Source organism: Arthrobacter sp. MP_M4, from assembly GCF_035984855.1.
Taxonomy (GTDB): domain Bacteria; phylum Actinomycetota; class Actinomycetes; order Actinomycetales; family Micrococcaceae; genus Arthrobacter.
In genome coordinates this window covers 42,322-56,493 of the sequence record NZ_JAXCHX010000021.1, presented here as the reverse complement: position 1 = coordinate 56,493, position 14,172 = coordinate 42,322, and the positions used below count along the sequence as shown (strand labels likewise).

At 63.1% G+C, this 14,172-nt stretch carries 12 protein-coding genes; 1 reads left to right on the top strand and 11 read right to left on the bottom strand.

Annotated elements, in window-relative coordinates:
* Positions 1-107: 107 nt before the first annotated feature.
* Together RCH15_RS14445 and RCH15_RS14440 are read right to left on the bottom strand one after the other, a co-directional pair.
* A complete protein-coding gene (locus tag RCH15_RS14445; protein WP_326961360.1) occupies positions 108-1,751 on the bottom strand; it encodes a peptide ABC transporter substrate-binding protein in 1,644 nt (547 codons plus the stop codon).
* A gap of 250 nt (positions 1,752-2,001) precedes the next feature.
* Entirely contained in the window at positions 2,002-3,831 is a 1,830-nt protein-coding gene (locus RCH15_RS14440; RefSeq protein ID WP_326961359.1) for an ABC transporter ATP-binding protein, read from the bottom strand.
* A 79-nt stretch (positions 3,832-3,910) separates the two neighbouring features.
* Here RCH15_RS14440 and RCH15_RS14435 point away from each other — a divergent pair, with 79 nt between their 5' ends.
* Positions 3,911-4,540, top strand: a complete 630-nt coding sequence (locus RCH15_RS14435; RefSeq protein WP_326961358.1) for a PH domain-containing protein — start codon at positions 3,911-3,913, stop codon at positions 4,538-4,540.
* A 48-nt stretch (positions 4,541-4,588) separates the two neighbouring features.
* Here the strand turns inward: RCH15_RS14435 and RCH15_RS14430 are convergent, their stop codons facing one another.
* From RCH15_RS14430 to RCH15_RS14390, 9 genes are all read right to left on the bottom strand, one after another.
* Entirely contained in the window at positions 4,589-5,686 is a 1,098-nt protein-coding gene (locus RCH15_RS14430) for an ABC transporter permease (protein WP_326961357.1), read from the bottom strand.
* Positions 5,683-7,224 carry an ABC transporter permease gene (locus RCH15_RS14425; RefSeq protein ID WP_326961356.1) on the bottom strand — a complete coding sequence of 514 codons (1,542 nt, stop codon included), beginning with the start codon at positions 7,222-7,224 and terminating at the stop codon, positions 5,683-5,685. The genes RCH15_RS14430 and RCH15_RS14425 overlap by 4 nt, the downstream gene beginning before the upstream one ends.
* 178 nt (positions 7,225-7,402) lie before the next feature.
* Positions 7,403-9,187 carry an ABC transporter family substrate-binding protein gene (locus tag RCH15_RS14420; RefSeq protein WP_442784520.1) on the bottom strand — a complete coding sequence of 595 codons (1,785 nt, stop codon included), beginning with the start codon at positions 9,185-9,187 and terminating at the stop codon, positions 7,403-7,405.
* Positions 9,188-9,552: 365 nt separating this feature from the next.
* Entirely contained in the window at positions 9,553-11,166 is a 1,614-nt protein-coding gene (locus RCH15_RS14415; RefSeq protein ID WP_326961354.1) for a cryptochrome/photolyase family protein, read from the bottom strand.
* Between the two features lie 248 nt (positions 11,167-11,414).
* On the bottom strand, positions 11,415-12,026 hold the full coding sequence (locus tag RCH15_RS14410) for a hypothetical protein (protein WP_326961353.1): 612 nt from the start codon (positions 12,024-12,026) through the stop codon (positions 11,415-11,417).
* A gap of 415 nt (positions 12,027-12,441) precedes the next feature.
* A complete protein-coding gene (locus RCH15_RS14405) occupies positions 12,442-13,095 on the bottom strand; it encodes an SDR family NAD(P)-dependent oxidoreductase (RefSeq protein WP_326961352.1) in 654 nt (217 codons plus the stop codon).
* A gap of 96 nt (positions 13,096-13,191) precedes the next feature.
* Positions 13,192-13,359 (bottom strand): acetamidase/formamidase family protein, encoded by a 168-nt coding sequence (locus tag RCH15_RS19110; RefSeq protein WP_442784522.1) that lies wholly within the window; start codon positions 13,357-13,359, stop codon positions 13,192-13,194.
* A gap of 158 nt (positions 13,360-13,517) precedes the next feature.
* Positions 13,518-13,772 carry a Txe/YoeB family addiction module toxin gene (locus RCH15_RS14395; protein ID WP_326961351.1) on the bottom strand — a complete coding sequence of 85 codons (255 nt, stop codon included), beginning with the start codon at positions 13,770-13,772 and terminating at the stop codon, positions 13,518-13,520.
* Positions 13,773-14,024 (bottom strand): type II toxin-antitoxin system Phd/YefM family antitoxin, encoded by a 252-nt coding sequence (locus tag RCH15_RS14390; protein WP_326961350.1) that lies wholly within the window; start codon positions 14,022-14,024, stop codon positions 13,773-13,775.
* Positions 14,025-14,172 lie beyond the last annotated feature (148 nt).

Here is a 14,172-nt window from a genome sequence, read left to right as displayed (position 1 = left end):
GGTCGGCCCGCGAAAAGTTCGCCCGGAAAGCCGGGCCATCAAGAGATGCTGGAAACACGACGACGGCGGAGACCCCAGTCTGGGCAGCCCCCGCCGTCGTTGTGTTGTTACTTGCCGGTGATGTTGTAGTACAGCGGAACGCCGTCCCAGCCATAGTCAACGTTGGAGACCTTGTCGCTCCAGCCGCCCTGGGCAACCTGGTACCACAGGGGGATGGCCGGAAGATCCGTCAGCAGGATCTCCTGGGCCTTGTTCATGGCCTTGTTGCCTTCGGCGACCGAGGAGGCGGCGAGGCCGTCGGAGACGGCCTTGTCGAACGTCGGGTTGGCGTAGTCAGCGTCGTTCGAGCCGGCACCGGTCTTGTAGATCGGTCCCAGGAAGTTGTACAGCGACGGGTAGTCGGCCTGCCAGCCGGCGCGGATGGCACCGGTCAGCGTCTTGGCGGTTGCATCGTTGCGGGCTTCCTTGAAGGTGGCGTACGGCTTGCCTTCAACCTTGATGCCGAGGGTGTTCTTCAGCTGGTTCACGACAGCTTCGACCCATGCCTTGTGTCCGCCCTTGTCGGCGTTGTAGGCGATGGTGAAGGTCTTCTCCGCGTCCCACTTCTGGATCGCGTCTGCCTTCGCCCAGGTTTCCTTGGCCTTGGCAGCATCGAACTTCAGGTTCTCCGAACCCGGGATCGAGTCGCTGTAACCGTCCAGGACGGGGGCGGTGAATTCCTTGGCGGGCTGGCGCGCGCCGCTGAAGATGACCTTGGTGATCTCGTCGCGGTTGATGGCCATCGAGAGGGCCTGGCGGCGGAGCTTGCCGGCTTCGCCGCTCCACTCCGGCAGGTATTCCGGGATCGCGATGGTCTGGTTGCCTGCGTACGGCTTGTTGATGGTGCGCTCACCCAGGTCGGACTTGAAGTTCTTCAAGGCGCTCGTGGGGATGGTCTGCAGGATGTCCAGGTTGTTGGACAGCAGGTCCTGGTACGCGGCGTCGTCGTTCTGGAAGATCTTGAACGTCACGCCGGCGTTCTTGGCCTTGCGCGGGCCGTTGTATTCCGGGTTCGGAACGAGCTGGATCTGCACGTTGTGCTGCCAGCCGCCGTCAGCCAGCTTGTAGGGGCCGTTGCCGACCGGCTTTTCGCCGAAACCCTTGGGGTCCGCGAGGGCGCCGGACGGGACCGGAACGAACGCCGTGTAGCCGAGGCGCAGCGGCCAGTCGGATTCGGGCTGCTTCAGTTCGACAGTGAAGGTCTGATCGTCGACGACCTTCAGGCCGGACATGGTTTCAACGGTCGAGCCTTCCGCGCTCGCTTCGTCGTAACCCTTGATGCTTTCGAAGAACGCGCCGCTGAGCTGGGCGTTCTTGGCGGCAGCGCCGAAGTTCCAGGAATCGACGAACGATTTCGCCGTGATGGCCTCGCCATTCGTAAACTTCTGGTCCTTCTTGATCTTGATCGTGAAGTTCTGGCCGTCCTTGCCCTCAATGGACTCGGCGAGTTCGTTAACGGGCTTGCCGCTGGGGTCATAGCTGACCAGGCCCGCGAAGATCATGTCGATGACCTTGCCGCCACCGACCTCGTTCGTGTCGGCCGGCATCAGCGGACGCTGGGGCTCGGAACCGTCGGCGAGAATCACCTTGCTGGTGTCGCCGCCGGTGCTGCCGCTACCGGACGTGGTGCCGCCACCGGCGCCGCATCCGGTCAGGGCGAGAGCGGCGATGGCCACCATGCCCAGTGCTTTGGAAGTGCGCGAAAAACGCATTCCGCCTCCTATGAGTTGTGGGAGTTCGAGAGGGAAGACTTATGCCTTCACGCAGGCAGGCACAGAGGTATCCCCTGTGACGTGGCCTACATATAGAAGTAGCCTAACCCGTTGAAGTCCGAATGCTGGAACTCTGTTGCCAAACCGTGACCCGACAAATTCGTGACCCTTACCGTCACGTTCAATGTATTTCAAGTCACACCCTACTGGCTGGTACTATTCGCCGGCGGGCAAGCTGCGTTAGCCGCGGTTAACTCTCCCCGGCCGCCAGCAATTGCGCCCGCAATTCGCGGCGTTCCCGCTGTTTTTCCGGATCAGGAAGCGGCACCGCAGCCAGCAGCCGCTGGGTGTACGGCTCCTGCGGATTGCGCAGAATCTGGTCCCGGGTGCCCTGTTCCACGATGCGTCCGCGCTGCATCACGCAGATCCGGTCCGCCAGCACGTCCACCACGGCAAGATCATGGGTGACAAAAAGGCAGGCGAAGCCGAGCTCCCTTTGCAGGTTCTGGAACAGGTCGAGCACCTTGGCCTGAACTGACACGTCGAGGGCGGAGGTTGGTTCATCGGCGACCATGAGCTTGGGCTTCAGGGCGAGGGCCCGGGCGATGCCCACGCGCTGCTTCTGGCCGCCGGAGAGTTCGTGCGGGTAGCGGTTGCGGTACTCCCGCGGGAGCTCCACCTGATCCAGCAGCGCCTCGATCCGCTTCTGCAGATCCGCCCCCTTCGCCACCTTCGCCAGGAACATCGGCTCGCCGATGCTTTCACCGATGGGCAGCCGGGGGTTCAGCGAGGACGAGGGGTCCTGGAACACCATGCCTACATGGCGGCGCATCTCATGCAACTGCCGGCCGTTGCTCTTAGCCGCGGAGATGTCCTGCCCCACCACCTTCATGGTGCCGGCCGCCACGGGCAGAAGGCCGACGGCGGCACGGCCGATCGTCGTCTTGCCCGAACCGGACTCCCCCACCAGCCCGACAACCTGGCCCGGATAAATCACCAAGTTGGCGTCTTCCACGGCGCGGAAGGCAGGCACCCGGCCCTGCTTGGGGTATTCGATGGCCACCCCCGTCAGCTCCAGGACGGGAACACCCTCCGGTGACGGAGCCCGGGCAGCGGCAAGTGCTTTCGCGTTAACCTGCTCGCGGCGGAGTAATTCCTCTTCCGGAATGGAGACGATTTCAGCGTGCGTGGCGGCGGCAAGGGCAGCTGTGACGTCGACCTCCGCTACGGATTCCGTGCCGCCCTGGCCCAGGTGGGGAACGGCCGCGAGCAGGGCCCTGGTGTATTCGTGCTGCGGGTCGTGGAAGATCTCCGCTGCATTGCCGCTTTCGACGATCACACCGCGGCGCATGACGGCGATCCGGTCTGCAAGGTCCGCCACAACACCCATGTCGTGGGTGATCAGCACGATCGCGCTGTCCAGCTTGTTCCGCAGGTTCCGCATGAGGTCCAGGATTTCGGCCTGGACGGTGACATCGAGGGCCGTGGTCGGCTCGTCGGCGATGAGCAACTTCGGGTCGCACGAAAGTGACTGCGCGATCATGGCGCGCTGTCGCTGGCCGCCGGAGAGCTGGTGCGGGTAGGACCTGAACGCTTTCTCCGGGTCCGGCAGTTCCACCAGTTCAAGCATGCGCAAAGCACGCTGCTTCGCTTCCGCGGGCGAGACTTCACTGTGGAGGCGGACGGTTTCCACGATTTGGGCGCCGACGGTATACACGGGGTTCAGGGCCGTCATCGGCTCCTGAAATATCACCGCGACGTCCTTGCCGCGGACGGCCCGGATGTTGGCCTCGTTGACGCCGAGCAATTCCTTGCCGCCGAGTTTCACGCTTCCGCTCACGCGGCTGTTACTGGGCAACAGGCCCAGCAAAGCCATGGAGCTGGCGCTCTTCCCGGAGCCCGACTCGCCCACGATGGCGAGCACCTCGCCGGCGTGCACCTCATAATTCAAGCCGATCGCGGCGGGAACCCACTTGCGGTCCACGCCGAAGTCGACGCTGAGATTGCGGACCTCAAGTACAGGCTCCTCTTTGCCGGCCGGGGGCGGAACAACCGGGTCGAGGGCGATGAAGTCAGTCATGATGGGGCTTTCCTTCCACCCGGGCCGCCGGTGCTCCGGAAATTAGTGCTGCGGCTCGGAATACTGAAATATGGGGGGCATGGGATCCGCGCCGCACACCGGTCACGTCGAAATCTTCAAGGCCGTAACGAATAAATGGATCGCAGGGCTGTCCTGGGCTGTGGCCTGCCTCGGCGTCGTTGCCACGGCCGTGACGGCCGGTCCCGCCGCACTCGTCGGCGCTGCCCCGCTGCTGCTGATCGCGTTCCTCGGCTGGCAACTGTTCTGGATGCCCGCCGTTGTGGTCCACGACGGCGGGGTCACGCTGGAGAACCCGTTCCGGTCGGTGCTGGTTCCGTGGGCGGCACTGGTCCAGGTCGATACCCGGTTTGCCCTCACCCTGGTCACGGCCGGGAAGAGCTACACCTCGTGGGCCGCGCCGGCGCCGGGAATCTGGGGCGGCCGCAATGCCCGCCCGGGAGACCTGCGCGGCCTTCCGGCCACCAGTTACGGCCCCGGAAAATCTGTCCGTCCGGGCGATTTGAAGTCCACCGATTCGGGGCAGGCTGCCCTGTTGGTCCGCGTCCGCTGGGAGGATCTGGCGGAAAGCGGCCAACTTGCCGTTGGCGACGCCGCCACCACAGCCGTGCAGGTAACCTACCGCTGGGTGGCGGCCAGCGCCGTCGTGCTGCTTCTGGCCGCCAGCTGCTGGACCGTCACGGCCCGGTAGCGCCGGCGCTGCGGCAGCGGGGACCTGAGCGGAGCAGGGGGCCGGCATTCAGTGCTCCGTCGTTGCGCGAGGGGCCGACCCGGCGGGACTTTCCGCGGGTGGCGTCCCCGGGTCCGCGGCCTTCCTGGCGTTGAACTTTTTCTGCCGCGGGTCAAAGGCATCGCGCAGGCCGTCGCCGATGAAGTTGATGCTCAGGCAGATCAGGACGATGAACAGGCCGGGGAACCAGAACAGCCATGGCCTGGTGGCAAAAGCTTCCTGGTTTTGCGAGATGAGCAGCCCAAGGGAGGTGTCCGGCGATTTGACGCCGACGCCGAGGTAGCTCAGGGCCGTTTCCAGCAGGATGGCCGCCGACATCGTCAACGTGACGTTGACGATCAGGACGCCGACGGCGTTCGGCAGAATGTGCTTGAAGATGATCCGCGCGTTGCTGGCACCTGAAATCCGCGCCGCGTCGACGAACTCCCGCTCGCGCAAAGTCAGGAACTCACCACGGACCAGCCGGGCCAAGCCGACCCAACTCACCAGCCCCAGGAAGACTCCGAGCACCAGGATCCCGTTGGAGTTCGCGAAGGACGCAAACATGCTGCCTTCGTCCCGGCGTCCGGCGATTTGGGCAACCACGGCGGCCAGCAGCAGGACGGGGATGATGATGATGACATCGGTGATCCGCATCAGCACCGCTTCCACCCACCCTCGGAAGTAGCCGGACAACCCGCCGATGACAGCGCCCAGGATCCCTGCGATGGAACCGATCAGGATCATGATGACGATGGACTGCTGCGCCCCGCGCATGGTCATCGCAAACAGGTCGCGGCCGATCCGGTCCTGGCCGAAGGGATGCTCGCCCCAGGCGGGCGGCACCAGCCCCGCGGTCGGCGCCCCGTCGCCCACCAGCGGGGAGACGTCCAGGTGGTTGTACTTCCACCAGCCGGGGACACCTGCCACGCCGACAGAAGTGAACGCCAGGATAAAGATCAGCGCGAACACGGCCAGGCCCACGAGTGCGCCGGTGTGGCCGAAGAAGCGTTTCCGGACAATCTGCCCCTGGCTGAGCCCTGATGCCCCGGGCTCCGACGGCGTCTCTCCCCGGCCGCGCAGGGCCTGCTGCGCCAGGATTTCCTCCTCTTGGGTTGGCTGGCTCATGCTTTTATCCTTACGCGCGGATCGAGGGCGGAATACGCCAGGTCCGCTATCAAGTTGAAGACCATGGCGGTGACGGCGACGCAGAGGAAGACGCCCATGACCGGGTTCGGGTCGATGTGGGTGATGCCGTCCAGAAACAGGAAGCCCATTCCCCGGACGGAGAACACGCTCTCGGTAATGACGGCGCCGCCGATCAGGGCGCCGATGTCGAAGGCCACGATGGTGGCGATCGGTATCAACGCGTTGCGGAAGGCATGGCCCATGATGACCGAGCGTTCAGACAGACCCTTCGCCCGGGCCGTGCGGATGTAATCCATATTCATGATTTCCAGCATCGATGACCGGGTGAACCGCGTGTAGCTGGCCAGCGAGACGAGGATCAGCGCCACCGTCGGCAGAATCAGGTGGGTGAAGGTGTCGATGCTGAGTATCCAGAAGTCACCCTCGATATTTGGGGTTCCGGCGCCGATGGTTGCAATCGGACGCCCCCGGACGCGGCTGTTGCTGAAGTACGAGGGCCAGGCTTGCATGAAGCGGTCCATCACCACCAGGCCGCCGACGAGGAACGCTGTGATACCCGCCGCCCGCATAGACTGTCCGCGGTCGTATCCGCCCATGAAGTACCCGACGGCGGTGCCGACCAGGACGGTGGCGAGAGCCAGAAGGGCGATCATCAGCGCTGTTGCCTGGTCGAGCAGCGGTTGCACGGCGAAGTAGGAGATGACGCCCAGGCCCACCACAAGCAGCGCTGCCCGCAGGGCCCGGCGGTTCCGCAGGCCGGCGACGAGCACCGTAACGGCGACGGCGATTCCGGCACCGGCGATCGCAATCACGACAGGCCCCAGGCCTGGTGTCTTGAACCACGCGGTGGCGGAAAAGTAGATCAGGATGAGCGTCACGGCGGCGAACACAGTGCCGCCCGTCAGGAGCCGCCGCCGCAGTTCCCCTCCCACGGCGACGCCGACGAGCAGCCCGGCGGCAGCACCGACACCCAGGGCTGTGGGAAGGGGTATTTCGGGGTTCCGCAGGAAGTCGTTGAAGCCGATGGCACCGTATTCCTTCAGGAGCACCGCGACCCAGAAGATCGGCAGGGAGAAGAACAAGAAGGCCATGAAGGTTACGCCGTAGTCGAGTGCGCTGTACTGCCGGAGGGCTGTGATGATGCCCAGCGTGATGCCAATGAGGATGGCCAGGATCGTCGCTCCGGTGACGAGGGTCAGCGTCTGGACGAGGGCTATTCCCAGCGCCTCGGTGATGGGTTGCCCTGAAACGCTCTTGCCAAGGTCGCAGGTCCCGGCGAAGGGAACGAGGCACTGGGCGGCCCCGGCAAGCCACTTGAAGTATCGTGCGGGGGCGGGAGTGTCGAGGTCCAGCAGCTCCGTGCGGGCGTTCATCAGCTGCTGTTTGTTGGGAGCGTTGCTGGCCCGCAGATCGGCCAGCGGGTCACCCGAGGACGCTGTCAGGAGATAGACGAGAAAGGACGCTCCCAGAAGAATCAGGGCGGCCGTGATGAGCCGCCTGACAATGTAGGTCACCATTTTGTATAAGCCTCAGGATCCAGGTCCGGGTCGGTCCGGGCCAATCGCAGAATCGCGCCGCTCCGCCGTCGTGCAGATACCGGTGGAGCCGGCTGGTACCGGCGGGTAGCCAGAAGGCGCCGGGGCCGTGAAACTCGGCCCCGGCGCCCGCTAGGCGATGTGCTCGCTCAACGTCGGATTACTTCCGGGACCAGTCCCAGACATTCCACCAGACGCCGGTCTGGTTCGGCATTGAGGTCACTCCGGTGATTTGGTCAGAGGATGCCTTGACATCCGGTGACTGGAACAGTGGGACGCCGTAGGCGGAGCCCCAGATGTCGGCGTCGATCTTGGTCTGGAGTTCATCCTGCTTGGCCTTGTCGGTGGTGACGATCAGCTCATCCATTGCCTTGTCTGCCTCCGCATCAGAGAAGCCGTTGTAGTTCGATCCACCGCCGGTCTTGAAGATCTGGGGAGTACCCGAGACCCCGACACCGGAGTTGATCCAGCCGAAAATGGTCGCATCGTAGGATCCGTCGCCTAGGCTCGAGCTCCAGTCCGCTTTGCCCAGTCCGCCGTCGACGATCTTGAAGCCGGCCTTGGTGGCGGACTCACGGATCAGCGAGTACGCATCGACCCGGTTGGGGTTGTCCTTGTTGTACATGATGCGGATCTCCGGGGTGGCACCGTTGAGGAGCTTCTTGGCCCCGTCGATGTCAACTTCCTGGTAAAGCGAGGATCCGTTCTTTGCCGCAGAGTCAGCGTACGCAGCTTGGGCCGGCACGAAGATCTGGGAATCGAGGGGCTTCGCCTCGGGATCGATCTTCTTGATGATCTTGTCCACGATGTCCTTGCGCGGAACCGTCTTCAGGAAAGCCTCCCGGACGTTCTTCTCGGCCAGCGGACCGGAGAAGTTCAAGTCCAGGTGGTCGTAGGAGAGCTGGTTGCCCAGGAGCAGGTTGACGCCGCTGAGCGCCTTAAGCTGTTCCACGGTATCCGCCGACGCCTGCGGGTTGATGATGTCCACTTCGCCGTTCTTGAGGGCCTGGACCTGCGCGGGGGCCGCACCGATGGTCCGGACCACGATCTCGTCCAGCTTCGGGGCCGGGCCCCAGTTGTAGTCCTTGTTGCGCACCAGAGTGACGGACTGCTCCGGCACCACGGACTTGATGATGTACGGACCGTTGGAGAGGTACATGCTCGGATCGCTGGGCAGTGTCTTCGACTCAAACCCGGTGCTCCAGAAATCAGCGACGGCCTTCAGGCCCTCGTTGACGGGCGCCGGTGACGTGCTGTCGCCGCGCTTGAGTCCCTTGAGGAGATCCACCAGTGCCTGTGCGTCGTTCAAGCCGGCCTGCTTCGCCACCACGTGGGCGGGGATGTCAACGCCACCGTTTCCGGGGAAGCTGTATGCCAGTTCCCAATCAGCGAACGGCTTGGAATACTTCAGCGTCAGGCTCCGGCCATCGGCACCCAGCTCGGGGAAGTCGGTCAGATTCAGGCCCGAGGTGTCTGCGGCGGTCTTGAAGTAGGTAGTGCCGGTCTTGGCCTCGGCGTCAGCGTCGTCGTAATATCCGGAGCCTGATGCCCAGGAAAGCAGCAGGTCAGCAGCGCTTACCTGCGTCCCGTCCGACCATTTGACGCCTTCGTTGACGGTGTATTTGACTGTCAGAGGATCGTCGGAGAGTTTCTCATACTTGCCGAACTTCTCGTTCCTGACGATGTTTAGTTTGTCGTCGATGTAGATGAAGCTTGAGTGGGTGGCGTAACCGACGTGCCCGTTAACGTCCGAGTTGCCATCTGCCGTCCCGGGATTGAAGCTGCTGAAACCGTTCGTTTCAGCGACGGCGACTGAGCCGCCCTCCTGGCCGCCGGCAGCTGCAGTGGTGGTGGTTGACCCGCCGCTGGTGCCCGCACAGGCGCTGAGGGCCAGGGCAGCTGCTGCTGCCACGCCCACTGCTTTGGAAATACGACTGAATCGCATTCCGCCTCCTAGTTTCTCTGGTGTGGTTTGGACCGGGACCGTAGGCGCCGGCAGACGTACACACTCCCCCAGCGGCAGTGTGGGCTGTCTCACATGGGATGAGCGTAAACCCGAAGATCAGGAGTACATAAGAAAAGTTGACCGGCCGTTATGTTCGTTACCGAGCTGCAACATTCGGCAGCGGACCACCGCCTGAATTACGCGGCGGGGACTGACGATTTAGCTGCTCCGCACCGCTAACCCGGACACGAGAAAAGCCCCATCATTCAAACCGGAGCTTCTCGAGTTAATCCTGCATTACTTGATGAATTCACCTACCCGTCACGTGGTGAAGCGGGACTCACCACGTGACCATCCCGGAACATTCACGCGTTACGGGTCCCTCCGCGCTTCGGCGGCGTTCTTAGCAACGACGTTTCGAGGCCGCCGTCGAGAAGCGCCTCAGCGTGGCGTCGGTGTTCGTCCCGCGTGGCCGGGGCCATGTTTTCAAGCTGGGAGATGACCATTCGCATGCGCGGGTTTGCCGCCAGGACCGCGCGGTGATCCTCGATGAACGTCCAGTACAAGCCATCCCAGGACGGCATCCACTGACCCGTTGGAACGTCGGACATCTTCCGCAGGTAATTGCTGCCCGACACGTAGGGTTTGGTGGTGATCTTCTCCCCCGCAGCGAACTGGCTCATCGCGTAGACATTGGGGACCATCACCCAGTCGTACGCGTCGATGAACAGCTCCATGAACCATTCGTATACCCGGTCGGGGTGGATCCGCAGCAAGGACATAGCGTTGCCGAGCACCATCAGCCGCTCGATGTGGTGAGCATACCCGGTGGCGAGCACGCGCGAGATGACCATGTCTACGGGCGCTAATCCGGTGGTGGCGTCCCACCAGCCCTCCCCCAGGGCGTTCTGGTGGTCGAGCCGGTTGGAGGTACGCATCTGGCGGCCGTCTGTTCGGTAGGTGGCTCGCATGTACTCCCGCCAGCCGATCACCTGCCGGACAAACCCCTCGACGGAAGCGAGCGGAGTGTTGTGATCTGCACCATTGAGTACCGTCCGCAAAACCTCCCGCGGGTCGAGGAGCCCGATATTCAGCGCGGCGGTCAGCAGGCTGTGGGCGATGAATGGATGCGCAGTGGAGATCGCGTCCTCGTAGGGCCCAAACTCGTGCAGGCGTTCGCGGACGAACTCCTGCAAATGCTGACGGGCTTCATCGCCGCTCGTCGGCCAGGCGAAGAGGTGGGGGTCACCCGGCGCGTCCGGGAACTCCGCACTGACCCATGCAATGGCGAGGTCGACCTCGTCCGGCACTTCATCCCGATCCCCGTCTGGGTCCCTCATCAGCGCCTCGATATCGAAGGTACCCTCACGCCGGAGGACGGGATGGCGTGCGAACCGGCCGACCACGCGGGGAGTGTGCCCACGGGGAAGCTTCTTCCGGTTTTCGGTATCGAAGGACCACTTGCCGCCCAGGGGTTCCCCGTCGTCGATAAGGATATTCAGCCGGCGGCGTTGCCACACGTAGAAATCCTGCATACGGGAGTCGTTGTGCGAAAACCAGTTGTCGATCTGCTCACGGTCTGTGAGGAAGTTCGGTGTCTCCAGCACATCTCCCCGGCGCATCTGATAGCCGCCGCCTGCGAGCGCCGCGAATAGATCCTGCTCGAGCCAGTCATCCACTACGTCATACCAGGTCACCTGCGCAGGGCCGCGCTTGCGGACGAACTCGGCGAGCTGGTCGTGGGAGCTATTGCCGGCAGCGCTTCTGAGGACTTCTACCTCGTACCCGTGCTCGCCGAGGCGTCGGGCGAAGCGGGCTATGGAGGCGCGGTGCAGGACCAGCTTGTGGGAATGGAACGCGTACTGGCGAAAGAGCAGGTCATGTTCGATGAGCACGAACACGGTGTCGCCGGCCGCTTCAAGATGCTGATCGAAGAGCTGATGCGGCAGGACGAGGCGCACACGCGGGCCGGAATTCATACCCTAACGATAGAGGGGACGCCTTGGGCGCCATGCCGTCACGCGTTGGAGCGGAACTCCACCCGTTCCGACACTGAATAACAGCTGACGCCGAAGCGTTGGCGACTTCGACCGCAGGCAGGTGTCATTGCATGCCGCCGTCTACGGGCGAGGTGAGAAAACTCCTCCCAAGGAGCCAAGAGGAGGAGGGGTTCGTCGATTGTCGCGTGTGCTGCAAGTCGCAGTGAATCAGACGGTGAAGCGAACCGCTACGTCGTCTTGAAATGCCGCCGCGAAACCAGCCCGTCCAGCATGGTCGTCAGTCCGTCCACCTGAGCCATCACAAGGTCACGATCGCCGAGCGCAACACGAACATGGTGGTCGATGTATCCGCGAATCTGAGGCGGGAATTCCGACTTGGCCGCTGACCCCACAGTGCCGTTGGCTTGGTTAAGCAGGTGAATGAAGGTGGGTTTGTCCTGCATTTCGCGATCAACCCAGTCGTCGTGCCCGAAGACCCGCCCCATATGCATGGTGCCTTCTCCAAGGTATGACGCCGCGAACACCGCTGCAGCACCAAACGCGGCTTGCACGCCCAGGTTGCTCTCCAACTCAGTGTTGTAGTACGCGCGTATCTCTCGTTCGAGGTACAAGGCCACCGGGCGCACAGCGTCAACGTCGGCCTCATTCACCGCCCTGACCTGACTGGAGCGCGCCACGACCTCGTTGAGCAGGTCCAGCTTGGACGTGAGCTGCTCACGCAGATCCGGATCCAGCTCTTTACCCTCGATGAGCGCGACAGCATTATGAAAAACCATGAGGCGCTGAAGATTGGCAAAAATCAGGACGAGCGCGTTGAATCGATGTTCTTCCGGAGTCATTTCACCAATCTAGTGGGACAACAACATCAATGGGTGGGTACGCGAAGATTCTGTCAGCGATTGGACGTTGGAGCGGAACTCCACCACCACATTCCGTAGCCGAATAGGCGCGCCGTCCGCGGGCGCCACTCAGCTTCGTTATGTCGACCATGGGTTAGAACCTGGTGTTCTTGACGAAGTCCGGGACGGTGCAACAGCGTTGCGGGGCGGTGTCCACGGTCGACCTGAACTCCGCTGACAACACGATCTACTCAAGCACTGTGGCTGATGCCCACGCGGCATGCAAACGAACGTCTGACGCTTCAGGTCGGTTCCGAGCTCGAGCATGGTGGCTTCGGGGCCCAGGCCGTCAGAATGAACCCACTTCGGAATTCAGTAGACTCCTTAGCTCTCAGTCGCATCGTCTCGGCCGAGCCTAGAAGGCAGTGCTGGGAAGATCCTTCTCGCCGTCGACGATCGCGGTGATGATCCGCGCTGCAACCAGGTCTGGATCCAGCGCCGCTCCGAATCGCGGCGCTGACCCGGCGATCGGATGCTCGGACAGCGCGGTGCCAGTGTGGCCCGGGCGGGCGTCCACGATTCGGATGCCCGCGCGACGATACTCGCGCGCCGCTGCTACAACGAAGGCCGCGAGCCCAGCTTTCGACGCCGAGTATGCTGCCAGACCGGCGACGGGTGTCTCAGCGACAACGCCGCTCAGAGTTACCACGAAGGGCTCCCGGCCGTCACGTGCCGAGGCCGCGAGGTAGGTCTGGCTCTGGGTAATGAGATGGATCGCACTGGTCGTGTTCACAGCGAACAGTTCGTCCACCGTGGCAGGTTCAAGGTCTGATGCGGCGCCGAAGGCGACGACCCCGGACGCAACCACTAGCCCGTCGAGACGTCCGTGTTGCACGTTCGTGGCATCCAGCACCTCCCGGATCACAGAGGGTGTGCGCAGATCGTGCCCAGCGGACTTTGACGACCGGGCAACGATGGCGCCGTTACTCTCCAGCTGAGCGGCGATCCGCGAGCCGAGCCCGCCGGTGGCGCCGACTACCAGAACAACCGCACCCTGAAGAGTCGTCATGGGTAGATCCTAAATCACGTGCGGCAGGTAGCCCAGCGCGAATCGGTTTGCTGGGGGTTGGACGTCTGCGGTATTCCCCATACAACGAGGCAGGCTTCAGGGGCTATCGGTTACTGGCTTTTGGCACTCCCATCCCTGGATCCATCCGGTGGGGGCCGGCAGCGGGATGTCCACCACGCCAGAGAGGCGCCCCTCAATGGGGACAGCCCCGAGGATGACGTGGGCCTGCCCCGGGCTGTAGCCAAACTTCGTCAAGTAGTCGATGGCTTGGAGGCATGCCCGCTGATACGAGAGGTGTGAGTCAAGGTAGCGCTGTTCAGCGTTACCGGGGTGCCGGAGAATGCCGGCGATTGACTGAACTGTCGCTCGACGTTGCCGGCATGAAGATGGGAGCGCACACCAAAATAAATAGGACGAGGCGCTCAGTAGTGATAGCGCGTCTGGAGGATCACGAGGTCGTCACCTTCGACGAGGTAGACCAGGCGATGCTCGTCGGTAATGCGCCGCGACCATGAACCCTGGGCACCGTATTTGAGTTGCTCGGGTTTCCCGATGCCGTCGAACGGATCACGCAGGCATGCGTCTATGAGCGTGTTGATTCGCTTGAGGATCCGCCAGTCCACCGCCTGCCAGTATGTGTAGTCCTCCCAGGCGGACGGGTCCCAGACCAAGCGCATTCAGTCCTCTTGGTCGAGCTCGTGGACCTCGGTCTGGCCTCCGCGTGCACGTTCGTAGGCGTCGAGCAGCCGGCGGGCGTTGGCAGGGGAACGGAACAAGTACGCGGTTTCCTGCCATGCGGCATATTCGGCGGCAGGCATGAGGACAGCGTTACCCCTTCGGGAGACAATCTCAACAGCCTCGTGATCGTCGTTTATGCGCTCGATGAGCGGGAACAACGTCTTCCTCGCCTCACTGGCACTGATCGACATGATGGCTCCCCTTCCAAAAAGTATGGTACGGGATTATGGTACCACCGCGATACGCATCGATAAGTTGCCCGGCATTCAGCCGATCAGGTATGCGCATCCGCGACCATCCGAGGCCAGCGCGGCAACGAAGATGCTTGCCCGTGAAGGT

Coding starts and splice junctions, on each gene's coding strand:
- RCH15_RS14435 (WP_326961358.1), top strand. CDS start 3,911: ATGGGATCCGCGCCGCACACCGGTCACGTCGAAATCTTCAAGGCCGTA.
- RCH15_RS14440 (WP_326961359.1), bottom strand. CDS start 3,831: ATGACTGACTTCATCGCCCTCGACCCGGTTGTTCCGCCCCCGGCCGGC.
- RCH15_RS14430 (WP_326961357.1), bottom strand. CDS start 5,686: ATGAGCCAGCCAACCCAAGAGGAGGAAATCCTGGCGCAGCAGGCCCTG.
- RCH15_RS14410 (WP_326961353.1), bottom strand. CDS start 12,026: ATGACTCCGGAAGAACATCGATTCAACGCGCTCGTCCTGATTTTTGCC.
- RCH15_RS14405 (WP_326961352.1), bottom strand. CDS start 13,095: ATGACGACTCTTCAGGGTGCGGTTGTTCTGGTAGTCGGCGCCACCGGC.
- RCH15_RS14420 (WP_442784520.1), bottom strand. CDS start 9,187: ATGCGATTCAGTCGTATTTCCAAAGCAGTGGGCGTGGCAGCAGCAGCT.
- RCH15_RS14390 (WP_326961350.1), bottom strand. CDS start 14,024: ATGTCGATCAGTGCCAGTGAGGCGAGGAAGACGTTGTTCCCGCTCATC.
- RCH15_RS14445 (WP_326961360.1), bottom strand. CDS start 1,751: ATGCGTTTTTCGCGCACTTCCAAAGCACTGGGCATGGTGGCCATCGCC.
- RCH15_RS14395 (WP_326961351.1), bottom strand. CDS start 13,772: ATGCGCTTGGTCTGGGACCCGTCCGCCTGGGAGGACTACACATACTGG.
- RCH15_RS14415 (WP_326961354.1), bottom strand. CDS start 11,166: ATGAATTCCGGCCCGCGTGTGCGCCTCGTCCTGCCGCATCAGCTCTTC.
- RCH15_RS14425 (WP_326961356.1), bottom strand. CDS start 7,224: ATGGTGACCTACATTGTCAGGCGGCTCATCACGGCCGCCCTGATTCTT.